Annotated in this window: 31 protein-coding genes and 1 pseudogene; 7 read left to right on the forward strand and 25 right to left on the reverse strand. The window is 42.4% G+C overall.

What is annotated here, in order from left to right; all coding sequences use genetic code 11:
• Positions 1-63: 63 nt before the first annotated feature.
• The 12 genes from QHG57_RS09265 to QHG57_RS09320 form a co-directional block, all read right to left on the reverse strand.
• Complete coding sequence (locus QHG57_RS09265; RefSeq protein ID WP_330169167.1) at positions 64-186, reverse strand: hypothetical protein; 123 nt, start codon at positions 184-186, stop codon at positions 64-66.
• 234 nt (positions 187-420) lie between these two features.
• On the reverse strand, positions 421-567 hold the full coding sequence (locus tag QHG57_RS09270; RefSeq protein ID WP_330169168.1) for a hypothetical protein: 147 nt from the start codon (positions 565-567) through the stop codon (positions 421-423).
• Positions 568-679: 112 nt separating this feature from the next.
• Complete coding sequence (locus QHG57_RS09275; protein WP_330169169.1) at positions 680-1,888, reverse strand: MFS transporter; 1,209 nt, start codon at positions 1,886-1,888, stop codon at positions 680-682.
• A gap of 79 nt (positions 1,889-1,967) precedes the next feature.
• Positions 1,968-2,114, reverse strand: coding sequence for a hypothetical protein (locus tag QHG57_RS09280; protein WP_330168060.1), 147 nt, complete (start codon positions 2,112-2,114; stop codon positions 1,968-1,970).
• Positions 2,101-2,244, reverse strand: coding sequence for a hypothetical protein (locus QHG57_RS09285; RefSeq protein WP_330169170.1), 144 nt, complete (start codon positions 2,242-2,244; stop codon positions 2,101-2,103). The genes QHG57_RS09280 and QHG57_RS09285 overlap by 14 nt, the downstream gene beginning before the upstream one ends.
• Positions 2,231-2,422: a hypothetical protein gene (locus tag QHG57_RS09290; protein WP_330169171.1), complete on the reverse strand. Its 192-nt coding sequence runs from the start codon at positions 2,420-2,422 to the stop codon at positions 2,231-2,233. Before QHG57_RS09290 ends, QHG57_RS09285 begins: the two co-directional genes overlap by 14 nt.
• Positions 2,423-2,706: 284 nt before the next feature.
• Positions 2,707-2,913, reverse strand: coding sequence for a DNA gyrase inhibitor YacG (gene yacG / locus QHG57_RS09295; protein ID WP_330169172.1), 207 nt, complete (start codon positions 2,911-2,913; stop codon positions 2,707-2,709).
• Between the two features lie 99 nt (positions 2,914-3,012).
• Positions 3,013-3,726 (reverse strand): Maf family nucleotide pyrophosphatase, encoded by a 714-nt coding sequence (locus QHG57_RS09300; RefSeq protein ID WP_330169173.1) that lies wholly within the window; start codon positions 3,724-3,726, stop codon positions 3,013-3,015.
• Between the two features lie 221 nt (positions 3,727-3,947).
• Positions 3,948-4,166: a translation initiation factor IF-1 gene (infA, locus tag QHG57_RS09305; RefSeq protein WP_004857577.1), complete on the reverse strand. Its 219-nt coding sequence runs from the start codon at positions 4,164-4,166 to the stop codon at positions 3,948-3,950.
• Between the two features lie 600 nt (positions 4,167-4,766).
• Positions 4,767-4,949: a hypothetical protein gene (locus QHG57_RS09310; RefSeq protein ID WP_330169174.1), complete on the reverse strand. Its 183-nt coding sequence runs from the start codon at positions 4,947-4,949 to the stop codon at positions 4,767-4,769.
• A 66-nt stretch (positions 4,950-5,015) separates the two neighbouring features.
• The gene (locus QHG57_RS09315; protein ID WP_330169175.1) at positions 5,016-5,237 is read right to left on the reverse strand and encodes a hypothetical protein; all 222 of its coding nucleotides are present in this window, start codon (positions 5,235-5,237) and stop codon (positions 5,016-5,018) included.
• A 617-nt stretch (positions 5,238-5,854) separates the two neighbouring features.
• Complete coding sequence (locus QHG57_RS09320; protein WP_330169176.1) at positions 5,855-6,061, reverse strand: hypothetical protein; 207 nt, start codon at positions 6,059-6,061, stop codon at positions 5,855-5,857.
• Positions 6,062-6,445: 384 nt separating this feature from the next.
• Here QHG57_RS09320 and QHG57_RS09325 point away from each other — a divergent pair, with 384 nt between their 5' ends.
• On the forward strand, positions 6,446-6,832 hold the full coding sequence (locus QHG57_RS09325; RefSeq protein WP_330169177.1) for a helix-turn-helix domain-containing protein: 387 nt from the start codon (positions 6,446-6,448) through the stop codon (positions 6,830-6,832).
• A 302-nt stretch (positions 6,833-7,134) separates the two neighbouring features.
• On the opposite strand, the gene QHG57_RS09330 is transcribed toward QHG57_RS09325, so the two are convergent.
• Positions 7,135-7,524, reverse strand: coding sequence for a conjugal transfer lipoprotein TrbH (locus QHG57_RS09330; RefSeq protein ID WP_330168073.1), 390 nt, complete (start codon positions 7,522-7,524; stop codon positions 7,135-7,137).
• A gap of 590 nt (positions 7,525-8,114) precedes the next feature.
• Positions 8,115-8,267: a hypothetical protein gene (locus tag QHG57_RS09335; RefSeq protein WP_330169178.1), complete on the reverse strand. Its 153-nt coding sequence runs from the start codon at positions 8,265-8,267 to the stop codon at positions 8,115-8,117.
• A 493-nt stretch (positions 8,268-8,760) separates the two neighbouring features.
• Between QHG57_RS09335 and QHG57_RS09340 the strand changes: the two genes are divergently transcribed.
• The gene (locus tag QHG57_RS09340) at positions 8,761-9,090 is read left to right on the forward strand and encodes a hypothetical protein (RefSeq protein WP_330168076.1); all 330 of its coding nucleotides are present in this window, start codon (positions 8,761-8,763) and stop codon (positions 9,088-9,090) included.
• 747 nt (positions 9,091-9,837) lie between these two features.
• Here QHG57_RS09340 and QHG57_RS09345 read toward each other — a convergent pair.
• Together QHG57_RS09345 and QHG57_RS09350 are read right to left on the reverse strand one after the other, a co-directional pair.
• Positions 9,838-10,419 (reverse strand): disulfide bond formation protein B, encoded by a 582-nt coding sequence (locus QHG57_RS09345; protein ID WP_330168077.1) that lies wholly within the window; start codon positions 10,417-10,419, stop codon positions 9,838-9,840.
• A 10-nt stretch (positions 10,420-10,429) separates the two neighbouring features.
• Positions 10,430-10,582: a DUF5993 family protein gene (locus QHG57_RS09350; protein ID WP_330168078.1), complete on the reverse strand. Its 153-nt coding sequence runs from the start codon at positions 10,580-10,582 to the stop codon at positions 10,430-10,432.
• A 792-nt stretch (positions 10,583-11,374) separates the two neighbouring features.
• Between QHG57_RS09350 and purE the strand changes: the two genes are divergently transcribed.
• Both purE and QHG57_RS09360 read left to right on the forward strand, forming a co-directional pair.
• Positions 11,375-11,872, forward strand: a complete 498-nt coding sequence (purE, locus tag QHG57_RS09355) for a 5-(carboxyamino)imidazole ribonucleotide mutase (protein ID WP_330168079.1) — start codon at positions 11,375-11,377, stop codon at positions 11,870-11,872.
• 1 nt (position 11,873) lies between these two features.
• Positions 11,874-13,097 (forward strand): 5-(carboxyamino)imidazole ribonucleotide synthase, encoded by a 1,224-nt coding sequence (locus QHG57_RS09360; protein ID WP_330169179.1) that lies wholly within the window; start codon positions 11,874-11,876, stop codon positions 13,095-13,097.
• A gap of 273 nt (positions 13,098-13,370) precedes the next feature.
• On the opposite strand, the gene QHG57_RS09365 is transcribed toward QHG57_RS09360, so the two are convergent.
• Positions 13,371-13,529 carry a hypothetical protein gene (locus tag QHG57_RS09365; RefSeq protein WP_330169180.1) on the reverse strand — a complete coding sequence of 53 codons (159 nt, stop codon included), beginning with the start codon at positions 13,527-13,529 and terminating at the stop codon, positions 13,371-13,373.
• A 2-nt stretch (positions 13,530-13,531) separates the two neighbouring features.
• Entirely contained in the window at positions 13,532-13,885 is a 354-nt protein-coding gene (locus QHG57_RS09370; protein ID WP_330169181.1) for a hypothetical protein, read from the reverse strand.
• 469 nt (positions 13,886-14,354) lie between these two features.
• Here QHG57_RS09370 and QHG57_RS09375 point away from each other — a divergent pair, with 469 nt between their 5' ends.
• On the forward strand, positions 14,355-14,741 hold the full coding sequence (locus QHG57_RS09375) for a helix-turn-helix domain-containing protein (protein WP_330169177.1): 387 nt from the start codon (positions 14,355-14,357) through the stop codon (positions 14,739-14,741).
• Between the two features lie 110 nt (positions 14,742-14,851).
• On the opposite strand, the gene QHG57_RS09380 is transcribed toward QHG57_RS09375, so the two are convergent.
• From QHG57_RS09380 to QHG57_RS09390, 3 genes are all read right to left on the reverse strand, one after another.
• On the reverse strand, positions 14,852-15,100 hold the full coding sequence (locus QHG57_RS09380; RefSeq protein WP_330169182.1) for a hypothetical protein: 249 nt from the start codon (positions 15,098-15,100) through the stop codon (positions 14,852-14,854).
• 171 nt (positions 15,101-15,271) lie between these two features.
• Positions 15,272-15,442: a hypothetical protein gene (locus tag QHG57_RS09385; protein WP_330169183.1), complete on the reverse strand. Its 171-nt coding sequence runs from the start codon at positions 15,440-15,442 to the stop codon at positions 15,272-15,274.
• Positions 15,443-15,639: 197 nt separating this feature from the next.
• Positions 15,640-15,828, reverse strand: a complete 189-nt coding sequence (locus QHG57_RS09390; RefSeq protein WP_330169184.1) for a hypothetical protein — start codon at positions 15,826-15,828, stop codon at positions 15,640-15,642.
• 1,001 nt (positions 15,829-16,829) lie between these two features.
• Here QHG57_RS09390 and QHG57_RS09395 point away from each other — a divergent pair.
• Positions 16,830-17,201 (forward strand): helix-turn-helix domain-containing protein, encoded by a 372-nt coding sequence (locus QHG57_RS09395; protein ID WP_330169185.1) that lies wholly within the window; start codon positions 16,830-16,832, stop codon positions 17,199-17,201.
• A 216-nt stretch (positions 17,202-17,417) separates the two neighbouring features.
• Here QHG57_RS09395 and QHG57_RS09400 read toward each other — a convergent pair whose 3' ends face one another.
• Positions 17,418-17,573: a hypothetical protein gene (locus QHG57_RS09400; RefSeq protein WP_330169186.1), complete on the reverse strand. Its 156-nt coding sequence runs from the start codon at positions 17,571-17,573 to the stop codon at positions 17,418-17,420.
• 178 nt (positions 17,574-17,751) lie between these two features.
• On the opposite strand from QHG57_RS09400, the pseudogene QHG57_RS09405 reads away from it, so the two are divergent.
• A pseudogene (locus QHG57_RS09405) lies at positions 17,752-17,955 on the forward strand (5-(carboxyamino)imidazole ribonucleotide synthase); the annotation flags it as partial.
• A gap of 25 nt (positions 17,956-17,980) precedes the next feature.
• Here QHG57_RS09405 and QHG57_RS09410 read toward each other — a convergent pair.
• Genes QHG57_RS09410 through QHG57_RS09420 form a run of 3 tightly spaced genes read right to left on the reverse strand, consistent with a single transcriptional unit; the run spans position 17,981 to position 18,601 of the window.
• The gene (locus QHG57_RS09410; RefSeq protein ID WP_330169187.1) at positions 17,981-18,238 is read right to left on the reverse strand and encodes a hypothetical protein; all 258 of its coding nucleotides are present in this window, start codon (positions 18,236-18,238) and stop codon (positions 17,981-17,983) included.
• Between the two features lie 43 nt (positions 18,239-18,281).
• Positions 18,282-18,446, reverse strand: a complete 165-nt coding sequence (locus QHG57_RS09415) for a hypothetical protein (protein WP_330169188.1) — start codon at positions 18,444-18,446, stop codon at positions 18,282-18,284.
• The gene (locus QHG57_RS09420) at positions 18,443-18,601 is read right to left on the reverse strand and encodes a hypothetical protein (RefSeq protein WP_330169189.1); all 159 of its coding nucleotides are present in this window, start codon (positions 18,599-18,601) and stop codon (positions 18,443-18,445) included. Before QHG57_RS09420 ends, QHG57_RS09415 begins: the two co-directional genes overlap by 4 nt.
• Positions 18,602-18,668 lie beyond the last annotated feature (67 nt).

The following is an 18,668-nucleotide window of genomic DNA, read 5'->3' on the forward strand; positions in this document are numbered from 1 at the left end:
GATCAATACGAAAAGCTTTAAAAGCAGCAAAGAAACTCTCATCCATCGTCAAAATATCCCCGCCTAAAGTTTCCCATATCTGATATCGCCCCCAAAAAACAATGTTTTTAAAGGCTTACCAAACCAGCCCGCCCCTAAGATATTCCCCACACACTCTCCTCCAGTCACACACCACCACCTCTTCATCCCAACTTACCCCCCATTCACAAATGCGCCCCCCCTACTTCTCTCACCACATTCCACGCCATGCCAAAAGCCCAACAAGCCCCAAGGGTACGCACAACACATAAATCCCCCACGTCCTTGAATTTCCCCTTACCTTTTACAGATCCACATTTTTACGCTTTTACATCTTTACAGAACGCAGCCAACGTAACCTCCAAACCAACCACTGAACAATCCCTTATCTTAAAAAATCCCCTAAAAGACAAAACTTCCACCCCACACCACTCTATAAACAATACCCCAACTTCTTACCCAACCAATATCTCCACCGTCAAATCCCCTCTCAAAGGACCGTACTTCAAAAGGTGCTATAAACCAGTCCGCCCCTAAGATATTCAACACACGACGCGCACAAAAAATACCCTAGATGTGTAAATCTATTGCCCAATATCAACCTCAAAGAGCAGTGTTACAGCATGGATAGGATAAAACACTTGTTTCATTGAAGAGCCAATCATTGAGAACGAACAATTGACAAAGAACGGTTCACCAATATCCTGATACCCAATAAACAGAATAATCCACTCAATCCAGAAAGAAGGAATAACTTACCCGAAGAAGTGTGATCTAAAACAAACGCTCCAACAAACGGCGCTACCAACATAGCTAAATTTTGTACAGACTGTACCCATCCAGAAGCCAACCCAATCCATTCATTGAAATGGGTTACCAGATAAACGTTAGAAGATATGGAAAAGTAAGCACTCACCATTCCAATGAGGAAAAAACAGAATAACAAAGCCTCAATATGGAGTAAATCCAAGTAAAAAAAGCACACTGAGATCAGTACAAAACAAACCATCGTTGACATTGCGGGCATTAACAACTCCGACATCTTTCCCGTAAATGGTTTATGCTTTGATTTTTTCACACTCCAAAACCCATATAGAAAATTACCAATTGCCGAAGCGGATACCAACATCCCAAGAGCCTGTTTATTCATTTTCAGTGCATTAAGGATGACAGGCAACTGATTATTCACCATAAAGATCATTGCAAAATAAATGAATATCACAGCCACATAGGCATACCAAGTTGTTCCATAAAGTCTCTGCTGTAATTTCATGGTATTCGCTTTTTTTATTCTTAGCGACGAAACAGGTTGTGCACCAATACAACAAAACACCATAAAGCCTAGAAATGTCAAAAATCCAGAAAACAATAAAGTATAGGTATCTGACAAAAATGCAGAGAGAGCACTCCCCAAAGCAGGTCCTATCATCTTCGCCATGCTATTGATCATATTAAGCACAGAATAGTAACGGCTCCGTTCGTTTTCAGGTACAGAATTTGCACTGAGAACAGAAATTGCTGGCATGGCTACACTATTGAATGTCGCTCGAATGACTGCCAATACAATAAATCCTTGCAGACTCGTTGCCAGCAATAAACCGACAGTACATAGCGCCCGTAACAGCAGTGACGCCCGCAACCAATGGATCATATAATGATGACTTACTAACATTCCAATTGGCTTAGAAAGAACAATACCAGGTAATAACGTTGCCGCTCCAATAAAAGCGACATCATATTGATCAGCTTTCAAAGTGAACACAGATACGGTCAAAATCACGATATAATCAATCCATCCCCCAAATGAAACCACGCCATTCCCCAGCAAAAGCACCAACAAGCGATTTTTTATTGCCCCGTCTATTTGCATCAACCCCCCCCTTCTTTTTCCTTAGCAATACTGATTAGACGATCAATTCTTGCCAGCACCCTAAAGGCATCAACAATTCTCATGGAACAAAGCACCAACAAGCGATTTTTACAAGCGATTTCTTATTGCCCCGTCTATTTGCATCAACCCCCCCTTCTTTTTCCTTAGCAATACTGATTAGACTATCAATTCTTGCCAGCACCTTAAAGGCATCAACAACCTTCATGCAACAAAGCACCAACAAGCGATTTTTTATTGCCCTGTCTATTTGCACCAACCCCCCCTTCTTTTTCCGTAGCAATACTGATTAGACTATCAATTCTTGCCAGCACCCTAAAGACATCAACAACCTTCATGCAACAATGCACCAACAAGCGATTTCTTATTGCCCTGTCTATTTGCACCAACCCCCCCTTCTTTTTCCGTAGCAATACTGATTAGACGATCAATTCTTGCCAGCACCCTAAAGGCATCAACAACCTTCATGCAACAAAGCACCAACAAGCGATTTTTTATTGCCCCGTCTATTTGCACCACCCCTTCTTTTTCCGTAGCAATATGATTAGACGATCAATTCTTGCCAGCACCCTAAAGGCATCAACAATCCTCATGGAACAAAGCAATTTATAATCGTTGTAAGTCTTAGATATGTATTAAAACGACTATCATTGATTGATATTAATCTGCGTCTCTGCGAATGACGACAATAACCAAGCCATTAATCCAGCTTTTGAATCCATTTATGATAATCCCGCGCGCCTCCCCTTCAACTCTAACACAAAAAAACGCTCTGAGCATTCTCTCCTCAAGAGGACTCTTTATTCTTCTTCATCACTTTTCTGCGGTGGGGGTGGTAAAATATAAGCGCCTGAAAGCCAACGATTAAGATCAATAGCTCGGCATCGTGTGGAACAAAAAGGATAAGAAGATTTTTGTGACATCTGACCACAAATAGGACAAGGATGCGGTGGACGCGTCTCTTTTTGCAAATTTAGCTCTTTTTTTTCTTGACGCACCTTTGTCATCTGCTCTTTCATTAATTTTTCTTCTGTTTCTTTTTTTTCATTTCTGCTTTTCTCTTTTTATTGCTTTTCACCCTGCATTGATCTTGCCTTAAAGTTTTTCTAATGCGTTTCTTCAGCCCAGAGAGTAAAAAGTGGATAGTGAAAAGCGGTCAAGAGATCAACTGTTTCAGCCAAAGGCAAACCAACCACATTGGAATAAGAACCAACCATATGGACGACGAAAGCACCAGCTTTTCCCTGAATAGCGTAGCCTCCAGCTTTCCCTTGCCATTCACCAGAATCAAGGTAAGCCTTCATCATGGCAGAGGTTAAGCGTCTAAAACGGACACGACTTTCAACCAATTTTACGGTTATTTTTCCTCGTTCATTGAGCGCACAAATAGCACCATAGACCTTATGCGCCCGTCCTGAAAGGTATCGTAAACATTCATAAGCCTCATCTTCACCCTCTGGTTTGGGGAGAATGGTGCGCCCAACAGCCACCACCGTATCAGCAGCCAAGATAATCATTTTCTGTGCAGATAATTCTTCTTGACCATTCTGCAATTCTTCTTGACCATTCTGATTATACCAGCGCAAAATTTCTTGGGCTTTCAGCGCTTTTTCTTTTGCCAAACGTTTGGCCAGGTTTGCAGGATGTTCTTTTAATTTTGGCGTTTCATCAATATCGCTTGCACAAACCTGCTGCGGATCAATCCCTATTTGTGCTAAGAGCGCTAAACGCCTTGGCGAAGCGGAGGCAAGCACCAAATGCATTTCTTCTGTAAGAGTATCTGCCAAACGTTTTTTCCCCCACTCTCTTATATTTTTCATTTCCACCCCTTCACAATCGACATCCCTCTCACCCCATTTTAAGCACCCGTTTTAAGCTCCCCCCTTTACGCACCATTAATCTCCTTATCTTTTTTCTGCATTGATTTTACAGTTTTTCAAGGTCATTCAAACACTCACTTTTTCTCACTCATGAAAAGCAAGCTAAAGAACTATTAAATAATATGGTAGCTTTTAGAAAAAAGCGCAAGCCACCCATTAGGCTACTTATAGCGATATGTAATGCGCCCTTTTGTCAAATCATAAGGTGTCATTTCCACCATGATTTTATCACCTGCCAACACCCTAATACGATTTTTTCGCATTCTTCCAGCGGTATGCGCAATAATTTCATGATCATTTTCCAGTTTCACACGAAACATCGCGTTGGGTAAGAGTTCAGTAACGATACCAGAAAATTCTAAAACTTCTTCTTTTGACATAAACAAACATTTCCTTTACAGTGCACATATTTTGTTAAGCTGCGCGTTATTTCCAGCGTTCATACCCTATTTTCTTAAGTTTGTGAATAAAAATTCAACAAAAAGAGAAAGGTTTTTCAAGTTTACTCTCTCATGCTCTCAAAAAACGTCACCCCACACATTGAGGCTGAAAACTTTTTTCCACCAATTTTACCACCCATTTCCTCCAATTTTTATGATAATCTTGGTTTCAGAATGACAAGAAGTTATGTTAAATTTTCTCCCCCTCAAGCGTTTTCCCAACGCCTCTGACTATCTCCTTCCACGACTTACAAACAATCATCATTCTTCCAACTTTTCCTCGCCTTCCACACCCTAAACACACGCCATTCAGATAAATGCAAACATCTCTCACCCCATACCAAAAGGCCCCTCCTTTTTTCAAAAACATCCTCCATTCTTTACGCATCCATCCACAACATACTTCACCACCCCACTCCACTCTCTAGGCATTTCTTCCAACCTGCCCCTTTTTCCTCTTCCCAACCCACTTCATCTAAGCTACCTTCCATTTATGTTTCTCTCTACCTTGAAAACATGATCCCTATACATTCTGTCTCATTAACCACAACGCCCCCCCCTAAACACACAAATCCTCCACTCCTTTATCCCATACGCACTCTCTCCTCCTCCATTTCCATCCCAACTTACCCCCCCATTCACAAATGCGTCCCCCCTAGTTCTCTCACCACCTTCCACGCCATGATAAAAGCCCAACAAGCCCCAAGGGTACGCACAACACATAAATCCCCCACGTCCTTGAACTTCCGCTTACATTTTACAGATCCACATTTTTACGTTTTTACATCTTTACAGAACGCAGCCGAACGTAACCTCCAAACCAACCACCGAACAATCCCAAAAATCCCCCAAAAGACAAAACTTCCACCCCACACCACTTCTATAAACAATACCCCGCCTTCTTACCCAACCAATATCTCCACCGTCAAATCCCCCTCTTCCCTTTAACCCATACACACTCTCTCCTCCAGTCACACACCACCCCCTTTCCATCCCAACTTCCCCCCCCATTCACATGCCCCCCTAGTTCTCTCACCACCTTCCCAACCATGATAAAAGCCCAACATGACAAAAACACACACAATACATAAATCCCCCACGTCCTTGAACTTCCGCTCCACTTTTACAGATCCACATTTTTACGCTTTTACATCTTTACAGAACGCAGCCGAACGTAACCTCCAAACCAACCAACGAATAATCCCAAAAATCCCCCCAAAAGACAAAACTTCCACCCCGCACTGCTCTGAAAACAATACTCGACAACCCAGCTTTTTATCCAAGCCCTACACACATCTCACCCCCCAAAACAAAGCCTCACCCAACACCGAGAGACCATCCACGTGGCTCAACAAGCGCCCCACCCCTTCAACCCTCCACCTCCTGACAGGGCTTCACACCCTCCTTTTCTCAAAAACACCACTCCCTCATCCAACATCACCCCCCACATCCTCTCACACCATTCCATCAATCTCCCTCGGCTTCATTCTGACACCCCACATCCTCTCACACCATTCCATGCCAGACAAAAGCCCAACATGACAAAAATACGCACAACACATAAATCCCCCATGTCCTTGAATTTCCCCTTACCTTTTACAGATCCACATTTTTACGCTTTTACATCTTTACAGAACGCATCCAACGAAACCTCCAAACCAACCACCGAACAATCCCAAAAATCCCCCCAAAAGACAAAACCTCCACCCCACACCACTTCTATAAACAATACCCCAACTTCTTACCCAACCAATATCTCCACCGTCAAATCCCCTCTCAAAGGACTGTACTTCAAAAGGCGCTATAAACCAGTCCGCCCCTAAGATATTCCCCACACACAAAAAATACCCTAGATGTGTAAATCTATTACCCAATATCAACCTCAAAGAGCATTTTTTCACAGCATAAGAGGATAATTATTGAAATCAAAAAATGCTCTCATTTTCCAAATATTTTCATTTCTCTTGCCAATCTTCTGAAATTGCCTTATGAGTAAATACTGTAAGTTTGGTCGTATACGCAGCGATCAATAGGGAACTAAAAGCCCGAAGACTTGACACATAAATTTATCCCACTTTTGTGGGTATCCCGGAATTCCGGGAGATTTTGCTATGTCCAGGTGCTCTCTAGCACTAAAAGCAAAAAGCTGAGTCAAGTCAGTACTTTTAGACTCCCGGAATACCAATGCGAGGGCGCTCGCAACCGGAGGGGAGTTTGAAGTGCCAACCAAAAATCCACATTTTATCGACATTTCTATAGGCAAAAGAATCCGCCATAGACGCATTGCCATGGGGCTTTCCCAAAAAGAATTAGGAACCCATTTAGGCGTCAGTTTTCAACAAATCCAAAAATATGAAAAAGGCTTAAATCGTGTAAGCGCCAAATGTTTGCTGGAAATCGCCCAAAAACTGGAAGTTCCTCTTACCTTTTTCTACACGGATCTTTTAACAGCAGACATTACTACAAAAGAAGATCTTTCAACAAAAGAAATTCTCTTACAGCACGATCAAGAAACATACAGCGAAAAAGAACACTCACTTGTGAAAAATTTTAGAGAACTCCAGCCGAAAAAACAAAAAGCAATTTTATGGTTGATCTCTGATTAGGAAAAAGCGCAACAACTCACATTATTTGCCAATATATCCACCCCTGCTCAAAATTTTCCCTGCCGATATCACCAGACCTCAAACAATATTATTGGACAGCATAGTAGAACATAACAATACCCCAAACGACAATGTTTTACGATCTCATAGAGTAATCAAGATCAAAGTCTAGAGAAGATACTTCACCACTCTCACCAGAATTTTATCTGATTTAACGGATCTACAGCTTCACTTCTTAAGCCGATTTTTCTTCCAACATTTCCTCATTATCCACTTCCTTTAGACAAACCGGCAAAGAGATTTCATCTCTTATAGGTACGCACATAATAACGTGTTACTCCAGCCACATCATAATAGACAGTAGACAATAGACCTATATCTATTGGCATTATTTGATAATTCAAAATGATACCATTTTGCTGTTTTTGGGGTTTATCTGTATAAATCACGCGATATCCATTGCGTTGCAATAGATCGATAAATAAAGGTGTAAAATTATCTTCTATTTTACTTTTTTTCACAATAAACGTTGTTTGAGCTGGCGGTAAAGATTGTTTCAGATTGTGAACAAAATCATGAGCAATCAACTTTATATCAGCCTTCATAACATTTCGATCGACATAACTTGAATTATTCACAGATGCGCAACCAGCCACCAACACAAGCGGTAACGGGAATAAATATCTTGACATCTTAAACGCCCTCTCAATTATATCCTCTCCTGAAAAGCTCCTACACCAAAAAGTAAGAGCACCCCTGCTAAGAAGCAGGATTAACACTGCATTGGTTTGTAATCAAGTAGTCGTAAATCAATTTTTCCCGCGTTAAAAAAACGACCACCATTTCTGATAGCATTCAAAGCTTATGCTTAATATATCCTATAGGCACTTATTTTCATGATATTCTGTATGAATATAGAATTGAAGACGGACTTATCCGTCAAAAAATCGTCTATTGAATGATTTCCCAAGCAGATAAAATGATATCTTTTATCCCCATAAATTGAAATTATCATTGGGGGAAAAAGTCATTTTCGTTTGAATATTTATTTTACAAGCTATTTTGATCCCGTTTTCCCCCACTATCGACAATTTCTACTTCTACTGCTAGCATTTCTTTTCTGGTTGCTCATTTACGCTCATCATAAACAATCCTATGTGTTTTTTAAGGCAATTGTGAAGCTCCTGAAAGAACAGCAAATAGAAGCTCCAAACCAACCACTGAACAATCCCTTATCTTAAAAAATCCCTCCCAAAAGACAAAACTTCCACCCCATACCACTCTATAAACAATACCCCAACTTCTTACCCAACCAAATATCTCCACCGTCAAATCCCCCCAAAGGAGACCATACTCCAAAAGGCGCTATAAACCAGTCCTCCCCTAAGATATTCCCCACACTCTCTCCTCCAGTCACACACCACCCCCGTTCCATCCCAACTTACCCCCCATTCACAAATGCATCCCCCACATCCTCTCACACCATTCCATCAATCTCCCTCGGCTTCATTCTGACACCCCAATCTTCTCACCACCATTTCACACCATGCCAAAAGCCCAACATGACAAAAGCATACACAGCACAAATCCACAAATCCCCACGTCCTTGAATTTCCACTTCACTTTTACAGATCCACATTTTTACGCTTTTACATCTTTACAGAAAGCAAAAAATCTGTAAAAAGTGCATTATACAATACCGTTTTCAACAACTGTCTTTAAAATCTCACCCCCATTTTCATTTAAATCATAAATATAAACCGCCCTATTATTGTATTGACCAGCATAAAATTTTTCGACAAATTCTAACTATCGAAAGGGTTCATACGAAGCGTTTTACAACTTTTAAAAGAATTTTGCCCCACATCCAGTGCTTTTTTGTAACGGACAAGAATACATTTAATTGATTGACTATAAGAAAATTTGAAATGAGAAAACCTTTTCGTTTTTCTCATTCAATATCCGCAACGATAACTTATCCTTATCAGTCAATATTTTTTCGTAATACAAAACGCGCCAAAAGGAATGCACTTACGTTGCATATTCACGCGCTTGTTTTAAAGACAGATCTCTCAACGCTCGTCACACCCATTTCGCAAACGCTATCCCCCCGTGCAAGGCACAATGGTAAAGCCCCCCATGAAGTATATAAAATCCATTCAGCCCCCATCTTCACGCTTATGGAGGAACAAGACCGACACCACCATCACAAAAACTCTGCCAGCTCGTGGGTGTTGCAGACAGCCCTTAGTCCTTGAAACGATCCATTAAAGGCATGCGCCTTTCTTGTACAGTTTTTCCCCACATGCATGGCCCACCCGCTCACGATGTACAAGCAAGTAATTTTAATTGATTCCATATGAGAGAACTGTGATGAAAAATTTTTATTATACTCAGCGTTGTGATTCACATTAAAAAGATTATTTATCATTATAAATCAATATGTTATAACACAAGAGTGTCATCATCAAGCCGCTTGCCTTTTTCTAAAAGAAAAGCTTTATACTGAAAGAAAACATCTAAAAATTAGATAAAAAAAAAGGTTTGCCTCTAATAAACAAACCTTTGCAGAAAATTATTCACATAATTTTCAAACTTAAATTAATCGCTCTAGAAGTAATAAAGATACTTCAGAAGCACCAAAATGAATACAAAGATCTACTTAATACAAAATTAAGAAAAATCAAGAACAAAAAAATTTTATCGTTAATGCGCTCTTTAAAAATGCAGTTTCTTAACCCACGCCGCTCGACAATCTGGGCTGCTCAACAGTGCCTCCGACCAATCCTTTCATCTCCCTCAAAAGACAGTATAAAAGGTTCACAGAGTAAGCCTTCGCTAAAAAGTATCAACCGCAAGCGCTCATAAAAGCCAGCATTGGCATAAAAGATCAGATTATTGAAAGTCTTGCTGAAATATCTTCCTAATAAATAAAAAGAAGCGGATTTTTAAATATTTCCGCCTCTTTAACAATAAAAATTATGATGAGGGATTATTAAAAAATTTCAAGACTGTGAAGGGAACCAATTTGATAACAATTCATACCTTACAGGATCATCGGCACATTGTCCCCCACCACATTCCAGTATGGTAGAAAGCAAATTTGCCGCAATCAAAAAAACAAATAAAAAACTTGCCGTTTTACTCAAGATTGGAAAAGGAGAAAATTCTTTGAACTTGTGTGCCAATTCGCCTAAAATCATGACAAATGAGACAGCAAAGATACAAAGAACAGAGATAATGAAAGCCCAAGTATAAAAATGCAATCCAAAGAACGTTGAACCATATCCCAAATCATCAGGTGTGATATGCAAAAAAACTTGCCGTGCTGCAACAACACTGGTTACCATACAACCGAGAATAACCATACCATAATGGGTATTTTTCACCTTATAGTGAATATTGAGCAAGAACCCACAGCCTGCCAGCATCAATCCAACGCGCTGCAGCAAACAAAGGGGACAAGGTAATTCAAACTTTACCAGTTGATAATAAAAAGCCACCACCAAGACAATAGATAACCCCATGAGTCCTAGCGTATTCATAAATATGACAAAGTGAGGATTTTTCTGTTCAACATGTTCCATGGTTATTCTCTCAAAAAGATAAATTTAAAGTAGAAGTTGCGTGATGATTAAAAGTAAGAAGAATGACAACGAATAAAATTGCCCACAAAGCATAACTTATATTTTTTTTGCCATATATAGTCGTTATTGCAGTACCTAAAGCGATTAAAAATGGAAAAAACATAGCTTCTAAATCTCCTTTACATCCGGTGTTTAACTTTCAATTCACTTCAGCGTTCACCATATTACAAAATTGGGCCAAAAAGAGACCATGGATTTAATATTCACAATTCATCATTCACTTTTCTTGTCATTATATTTAAGTGAAAAAATAAAGAACTTTATAATTGCTAAGAAACACATCTTAACAAAAGCACAAAAGCGTTGATTATTCGCTTCCCTTTATATCAGCTATTATTAAAGATATACCAATAATTATAAAGAGTATATTCCCCCCACTTATAAAAGAATCACTTGAACAGCAAAATTAAATAGCCTTTGAAATTGAGAGAGCGTCCTCTCTTTTTTCTCAAAAGAATATCCTCACTTTGCAACGCATTTTTTCTATAAAAATCTCTTTTTCCCATAAGCAATGTTTCAAATTGCAGTAGATTTCATAGTATATGGTGATCGTGTTTACTTTAGCAAATAAAAAATGAGAGATTTTAAAAAAACTTACAATCAATGGCTTTCCCCCAATGTATTGTTTCCTCTTATCGTAAATAAACGACAACCCCGCAGCTCAACAGCCTCATGGGTCCCACACCACCCCTTAACATTTTCACCCCCCCTCAAAAAAGTACTTCATGACCCTCAATACTCTGATTTTTCATCTCTCGAAATCCCCTTTAAATTTTTAGCTTTCCATCTTATTTGAAAAATAACTGTTTTTCTGTCATCAATTGGCTTTGCAAAGAGAATATAAAACTTTAAAAAAATAATGATAAAGGATCGCATTGAATCAAAAGGATGGTGAATGATGAAAAAATCATGTGATGTCGCGATTTTAATGGGGAGCCAATCGGATTGGCAAACGATGTGCCATAGTGCAGATATTTTGACGAATCTTGGTATTTCTCATAGTTCGCATATTGTCTCAGCACACCGAACCCCTGAACGCCTTTATCAATTTGCAAAAGAAGCAAAAGAAGCAGGGTTTAAAGTTTTAATTGCCGGTGCGGGGGGTGCAGCACATCTTCCTGGTATGCTAGCAGCCCTTACTCCTCTTCCTGTGTTTGGTGTTCCAGTGCATTCTCATTCTCTTTCTGGTCAAGATTCTTTGCTTTCAATCGTGCAAATGCCCGCAGGGATACCCGTTGGCACATTAGCAATTGGCAAAGCAGGCGCAATTAATGCAGCACTTTTAGCGGCGGCTGTTATGGCGGTTTATGATCATGATCTTGCCCAACGATTACAAGATTGGCGTCAACAACAAACAGCCAATGTCGCCCAAACGCCTGTAACGGAGGTTTAAAATGGCACCGTTTTCCAATACGCCCGCGTCCAACATCACCGCCTCGTCCAACATCACCGCCTCGTCCCACACCACCGCCTCGTCCCACACCACCGCCTCGTCCCACACCACCGCTTCATCCCCCTCGTCCCTCTCGTCCCACATGTTACCTCCAGGCAGCGTTATTGGTTTAATCGGCGGCGGACAATTAGCACGGATGCTCGCCATAGCGGCCGCAGAATTAGGATTTCGAACGGTTATTTTTTGCCCTGAGGCCGATTGCCCAGCCGCTCAAACAGCAAACAGCCATATTGTTTCCTCCTATGATGATACATCAGCTTTAGATCATTTTATTTCTCAGTGTGATGTTGTCAGCTATGAATTTGAAAATCTTTCGCTTCAAACAGTTCAATATATAGAGAAGAGTAAGCCTGTTTATCCTTCTTCCAAAGCATTAGAGATCACGCAAGATCGGCTTTTTGAGAAGCAATTTTTGCGTGATCAAGGGATTGGCACCGCCTCATGGTATGGTGTTGACAATTCTTCTTCTCTTCTTTCCGCTCTCGATGCCTTAGGTAGACGTGGTCTTTTAAAGACGCGTCGTTTTGGTTATGACGGAAAAAACCAGATCAAACTTGACCACCCCACGGAACAAACCCTTGACGAAGCCTTAAGGACCATTCAGGAACAGCCTTGTATTTTGGAAGAAATCGTTCCTTTTTTATCGGAAATTTCGGTTCTTTCGGCTCGCACAAAACAAGGGGAACATATTTTTTATGATTGCCCTGAAAACCAACACAAAAACGGGATTCTTCATAAATCCTTTGTTCCATCCCATATTCCCCTTGACGTGCAAAAAGCAGCCCAAGAAATCAGCGTAACAGTCATGAATGCCCTCGATTATGTTGGTGTTCTTTGTATTGAGTTTTTTGTCTTAACAGATGGTCATCTTTTAGTGAATGAATTAGCGCCGCGTGTACATAATTCTGGTCATTGGACACAAAAAGCATGCATAACTTCACAATTTGAACAGCATATCCGTGCTATTTGCGGACTTCCCTTAGGCAGTCCCTATCGCCATAGCGATTGCCAAATGACAAATCTTCTTGGTAACAATTTAAGCATGTTAAAATATTTTCTCACGCAAGAGCGTACCTCGATCCATTTATATGGCAAAAGCACTGTTCACCCCCACCGCAAAATGGGGCATGTCATCCAATTAATGGGACCAGCTAGCAAATCTTAAGCCCACCTATAAAGACGCTTTTCTCCTACAAAGACAGAAAAAACAACCTCCCCCCCCCCACACACACCGAGAAACCATCCACGCGGCTCAATAAGCGCGCGCCCCCTTCAACCCTCCACCTCCTGACAGGGCTTCACACCCTCCTACAAGCCCTGTTTAAAATATCACCTCTTCTCGCCCCAAACCGCTTCACATCTCAGCCCCCCAAAACAAAGCCTCCCCCAATACCGAGAAACCATCCACGCAGGTTCACAACAAGCGCGCCCCACCTCTTCAACTCTCCACTCCCGTCAACGCACCACCTCTTCCCCACATCCTCTCACACCATTCCACACCATGCCAAAAGCCCAACATGACAAAAACACGCACAATACATAAATCCACAAATCCCCCACGTCCTTGAATTTCCCCTTCACTTTTACAGATCCACATTTTTACGCTTTTACATCTTTATAGAACGCAGCCAACGAAACCTCCAAACCAACCACCGAACAATCCCAAAAATCCCCCCAAAAGACAAAACTTCCACCCCACACCACTCTATAAACAATACCCAAACTTCTTACCCAACCAAATATCTCCACCGTCAAATCCCCCCTCCCTTTTCTATCCCATACGCTCTCTCTCCTCCTCCATTTCCTACCCCCCTTCCCATCAACACACCCAAACACTTCCCCCTTTCCATCCCAACTTACCCCCCCCCATTCACAAATGCGTTCCCCAATCCTCTCACCACCTTCCACGCCATGATAAAAGCCCAACAAGCCCCAAGGGTACGCACAACACATAAATCCCCCACGTCCTTGAACTTCCACTCAACTTTTACAGATCCACATTTTCACGCCTTTACACATTTACAGAAAGAAGCCAAATGAAACTTCCCACCATCCCGCACTGCTCTGAAAACAATCCTCGACAACCCAGCTTCTTACCCCAGCCCCCCCCCACGCTCTTCAGATCACTGCCCCTCCCAATCACGCCGTTTTATGACGTATTGATTTTTCTTGCCAATCTCCTGAAATTACTTTATTGATAGCCCTGTGACTTTGATCGTCTACGCAACGGTCAAATAGGGAGTTGAAGACCCGAAACCTAAACATAAATTTATCCCGCTTTGCGGGTATCCCGGGATTCCGGGAGTTTTTGCTATGTCCAAGTGCGTTTTCGCACTAAAAGCAAAAAGCTGATTTAGGTTCAGTATTTTCAACCTCCCGGAATACCAATGCGAGGGCGCTCGCAACCGGAGGGGAGTTTGAAGTGCCAACCAAAAATCCACATTTTATCGACATTTCTATAGGCAAAAGAATCCGCCATAGACGCATTGCCATGGGGCTTTCCCAAAAAGAATTAGGAACCCATTTAGGCGTCAGTTTCCAACAAATCCAAAAATATGAAAAAGGCTTAAATCGTGTAAGCGCCAAATGTTTGCTGGAAATCGCCCAAAAACTGGAAGTTCCTCTTACCTTTTTCTACACGGATCTTTTAACAGCAGACATTACTACAAAAGAAGATCTTTCAACAAAAGAAATTCTCTTACAGCACGATCAAGAAACATACAGCGAAAAAGAACACTCACTTGTGAAAAATTTTAGAGAACTCCAGCCGAAAAAACAAAAAGCAATTTTATGGTTGATCTCTGATTAGGAAAAAGCGCACCATTCAATATTCTTCGCTCATATATCCCCCCCTATAAACTTCAGATCCCCCCCAAACGAGACTGTTTCATCAAGTACCATAAGCCAAGCGCTATCCCCTCACACCCCCCCTTCACGCATCCCTTCGCACCACCGCCTCTTATCCCCCCTCTTCCCTTTATCCCATACGCACTCTCTCCTCCTCCATTTCCTACACCCCTTCCCATCAACACACCCAAACACTTCCCCCGTTCCATCCCAACTTACCCCCCATTCACAAATGCGTCCCCCTAGTTCTCTCACCACCATTTCACACCAGACAAAAGCCCAACAAGCCCCAAGGGTACGCACAACACATAAATCCCCCACGTCCTTGAACTTCCACTCCACTTTTACAGATCCACATTTTTACGCTTTTACATCTTTACAGCAATTAACCAAATGAAACTTCCCACCATCCCGCGCTGCTCTGAAAACAATCCTCAACAACCCAGCTTTTTATCCAAGCCCTACACACATCTCACCCCCCAAAACAAAGCCTCACCCAATACCGAGAAACCATCCACGCGGCTCAATAAGCGCGCGCCCCACCCCTTCAACTCCCCCCCCGGGACAGGGCCCTTCACACCCTCCTACAAGCCCTGCTCTTTTAAAATATCCCCCCCTAGTTCTCTGAACACATTCCACACCAGACAAAAACATACACAGCACAAATCCCCACGTCCTTGAATTTCCACTTCACTTTTACAGATCCACATTTTTACGCTTTTACATCTTTACAGCAATTAACCAAATGAAACTTCCCCCCAACCCGCACTGCTCTGTAAACAATACTCGACAACCCAGCTTCTTACCCAAACCGCTTCACACAATTCACCCCCCCCCACACACAGACCATCCACGCAGGTTCACAACAAGCGCGCGCCCCACCCCTTCAACCCTCCACCTCCGGACAGGGCTTCACACCCTCCTACAAGCCCTGCTCTTTTAAAATATCCCCCCCCTAGTTCTCTGAACACATTCCACACCAGACAAAAACATACACAGCACAAATCCCCACGTCCTTGAACTTCCACTTCACTTTTACAGATCCACATTTTTACGCTTTCACATCTTTACAGCAATTAACCAAATGAAAAGTTCACCAACCCCGCACTGCTCTGTAAACAATACTCGACAACCCAGCTTCTTACCCAAGCCCCACACACAATTCACCACCCCCAAACAAAGTCTCACCCAACACCGAGAGACCATCCACGCAGGTTCACAACAAGCGCGCGCCCCCCTTCAACCCTCCACCTCCGGACAGGGCTTCACACCCTCCTACAAGCCCTGCTCTTTTAAAATATCACCTCTTCCCCACATCCTCTCACACCATTCCATCAATCTCCCTCGGCTTCATTCTGACACCCCACATCCTCTCACACCATTCCACACCATGATAAAAGCCCAACAAGCCCCAAGGCACGCACAATACACAAATCCACAAATCCCCACGTCCTTGAATTTCCCCTTACCTTTTACAGATCCACATTTTTACGCTTTTACATCTTTACAGCAATTAACCAAATGAAACTTCCCACCATCCCGCGCTGCTCTGAAAACAATCCTCAACAACCCAGCTTTTTATCCAAGCCCCCCCCCACGTCCTTGAACTTCCACTTCACTTTTACAGATCCACATTTTTACGCTTTTACATCTTTACAGCAATTAACCAAATGAAAAGTTCACCAACCCCGCACTGCTCTGTAAACAATACTCGACAACCCAGCTTCTTACCCCAGCCCCCCACGCTCTTCAGATCACTGCCCCTCCCAATCACGCCGTTTTATGACGTATTGATTTCTCTTGCCAATCTCCTGAAATTACTTTATCACTTAAAGAGATATTTTGGTCGTATACGCAACGACCAAGAGGGAAAACAAGCCCTAAACCCTAGCGTACAATTGAGCCCACTTTTGTGGGTTTCCCGGAATTCCGGGAGATTTTGCTATGTCCAGGTGCCACCAGCACTAAAAGCAAAAAGCTGACTAGGGTTCAGTACTTGTTACTCCCGGAATACCAATGCGAGGGCGCTCGCAACCGGAGGGGGTGCAAAGTGCCAACCAAAAATCCACATTTTATCGACATTTCTATAGGCAAAAGAATCCGCCATAGACGCATTGCCATGGGGCTTTCCCAAAAAGAATTAGGAACCCATTTAGGCGTCAGTTTCCAACAAATCCAAAAATATGAAAAAGGTTTAAATCGTGTAAGCGCCAAATGTTTGCTGGAAATCGCCCAAAAACTGGAAGTCCCTATAAGCTTTTTTTATGCCGATATTACTACAAAAAAAGATCTTTCAACAAAAGAAACTCTCTTACAGCACGATCAAGAAACATACAGCGAAAAAGAACACTCACTTGTGAAAAATTTTAGAGAACTCCAGCCGAAAAAACAAAAAGCAATTTTATGGTTGATCTCTGATTAGGAAAAAGCGCAACAACTCACATTATTTGCCAATATATCCACCCCCTATAAACTTCAGATCCCGCCCAAACGAGACTGTTTCATCAAAAGCGACAAATATGCCCTATTTTAAAATATTCTTGTCCCTTCACCACCCTAAAGTAAGATCACTGAAAGCACCGGTCAATCCCACTTCAAAAACGAAACTTCCCTCCATCACTTCATAGCCCCCTTCCCCTCACACCTTCTTTCCTCTCTCGTCAACACACCACCCCTCTTCATCCCAACTTACCCTCCATTCACAAATGCATCCCCCTAGTTCTCTCACCACCATTTCACACCAGACAAAAGCCCAACAAGCCCCAAGGGTACGCACAACACATAAATCCCCCACGTCCTTGAACTTCCGCTCCACTTTTACAGATCCACATTTTTACGCTTTTACATCTTTACAGCAATTAACCAAATGAAACTTCCCCCCAACCCGCACTGCTCTGTAAACAATACTCGACAACCCAGCTTCTTACCCAAACCGCTTCACATCTCAGCCCCCCAAAACAAAGCCTCCCCCCTCACTTTGCGGACTTCCCTTAGGCAGTCCCTATCGCCATAGCGATTGCCAAATGACAAATCTTCTTGGTAACAATTTAAGCATGTTAAAATATTTTCTCACGCAAGAGCGTACCTCGATCCATTTATATGGCAAAAGCACTGTTCACCCCCACCGCAAAATGGGGCATGTCATCCAATTAATGGGACCAGCTAGCAAATCTTAAGCCCACCTATAAAGACGCTTTTCTCCTACAAAGACGGAAAAAACAACCTCCCCCCCCCCCACACACAGAGACCATCCACGCAGCTCAACAAGCGCGCGCCCCCCACCCCTTCAACTCCACCTCCTGACAGGGCTTCACACCCTCCTTTTCTCAAAAACACCACTCCCTCATCCAACATCACCCCCCACATCCTCTCACACCATTCCACGCCATGCCAAAAGCCCAACATGACAAAAATACGCACAATACACAAATCCCCCACGTCCTTGAATTTCCACTTCACTTTTACAGATCCACATTTTTACGCTTTTACATCTTTACAGCAATCAACCAAATGAAACTTCCCACCATCCCGCGCTGCTCTGTAAACAATACTCGACAACCCAGCTTCTTACCCAAACCGCTTCACATCTCAGCCCCCCAAAACAACCTCCCCCAATACCGAGAAACCATCCACGCAGGTTCACAACAAGCGCGCCCCACCCCTTCAACTCTCCACTCCCGTCAACGCACCACCTCTTCCCCACATCCTCTCACACCATTCCACACCATGCCAAAAGCCCAACATGACAAAAACACGCACAATACATAAATCCACAAATCCCCCACGTCCTTGAATTTCCACTTCACTTTTACAGATCCACATTTTTACGCTTTTACATCTTTACAGCAATCAACCAAATGAAACTTCCCACCATCCCGCGCTGCTCTGT

The organism is Bartonella grahamii subsp. shimonis (assembly GCF_036327415.1).
Lineage (GTDB): Bacteria > Pseudomonadota > Alphaproteobacteria > Rhizobiales > Rhizobiaceae > Bartonella > Bartonella shimonis.

Coding starts and splice junctions, on each gene's coding strand:
- QHG57_RS09280 (WP_330168060.1), bottom strand. CDS start 2,114: ATGAAGGTTGTTGATGCCTTTAAGGTGCTGGCAAGAATTGATAGTCTA.
- QHG57_RS09365 (WP_330169180.1), bottom strand. CDS start 13,529: ATGTGGATCTGTAAAAGTGAAGGGGAAATTCAAGGACGTGGGGGATTT.
- QHG57_RS09370 (WP_330169181.1), bottom strand. CDS start 13,885: ATGTGTTGTGCGTACCCTTGGGGCTTGTTGGGCTTTTATCATGGCGTG.
- purE (WP_330168079.1), top strand. CDS start 11,375: ATGATGAAAAAATCATGTGATGTCGCGATTTTAATGGGGAGCCAATCG.
- QHG57_RS09315 (WP_330169175.1), bottom strand. CDS start 5,237: ATGGGGGGGGAAGTTGGGATGGAAAGGGGGTGGTGTGTGACTGGAGGA.
- QHG57_RS09350 (WP_330168078.1), bottom strand. CDS start 10,582: ATGTTTTTTCCATTTTTAATCGCTTTAGGTACTGCAATAACGACTATA.
- QHG57_RS09265 (WP_330169167.1), bottom strand. CDS start 186: ATGAAGAGGTGGTGGTGTGTGACTGGAGGAGAGTGTGTGGGGAATATC.
- QHG57_RS09310 (WP_330169174.1), bottom strand. CDS start 4,949: ATGTGTTGTGCGTACCCTTGGGGCTTGTTGGGCTTTTATCATGGCGTG.
- yacG (WP_330169172.1), bottom strand. CDS start 2,913: ATGACAAAGGTGCGTCAAGAAAAAAAAGAGCTAAATTTGCAAAAAGAG.
- QHG57_RS09275 (WP_330169169.1), bottom strand. CDS start 1,888: ATGCAAATAGACGGGGCAATAAAAAATCGCTTGTTGGTGCTTTTGCTG.
- QHG57_RS09335 (WP_330169178.1), bottom strand. CDS start 8,267: ATGGAACGGGGGTGGTGTGTGACTGGAGGAGAGAGTGTGGGGAATATC.
- QHG57_RS09285 (WP_330169170.1), bottom strand. CDS start 2,244: ATGAAGGTTGTTGATGTCTTTAGGGTGCTGGCAAGAATTGATAGTCTA.
- QHG57_RS09340 (WP_330168076.1), top strand. CDS start 8,761: ATGAGAAAACCTTTTCGTTTTTCTCATTCAATATCCGCAACGATAACT.
- QHG57_RS09420 (WP_330169189.1), bottom strand. CDS start 18,601: ATGTGGATCTGTAAAAGTGAAGTGGAAATTCAAGGACGTGGGGGATTT.
- QHG57_RS09360 (WP_330169179.1), top strand. CDS start 11,874: ATGGCACCGTTTTCCAATACGCCCGCGTCCAACATCACCGCCTCGTCC.
- QHG57_RS09330 (WP_330168073.1), bottom strand. CDS start 7,524: ATGTCAAGATATTTATTCCCGTTACCGCTTGTGTTGGTGGCTGGTTGC.
- QHG57_RS09300 (WP_330169173.1), bottom strand. CDS start 3,726: ATGAAAAATATAAGAGAGTGGGGGAAAAAACGTTTGGCAGATACTCTT.
- QHG57_RS09390 (WP_330169184.1), bottom strand. CDS start 15,828: ATGTGGATCTGTAAAAGTGAAGTGGAAGTTCAAGGACGTGGGGATTTG.
- QHG57_RS09345 (WP_330168077.1), bottom strand. CDS start 10,419: ATGGAACATGTTGAACAGAAAAATCCTCACTTTGTCATATTTATGAAT.
- infA (WP_004857577.1), bottom strand. CDS start 4,166: ATGTCAAAAGAAGAAGTTTTAGAATTTTCTGGTATCGTTACTGAACTC.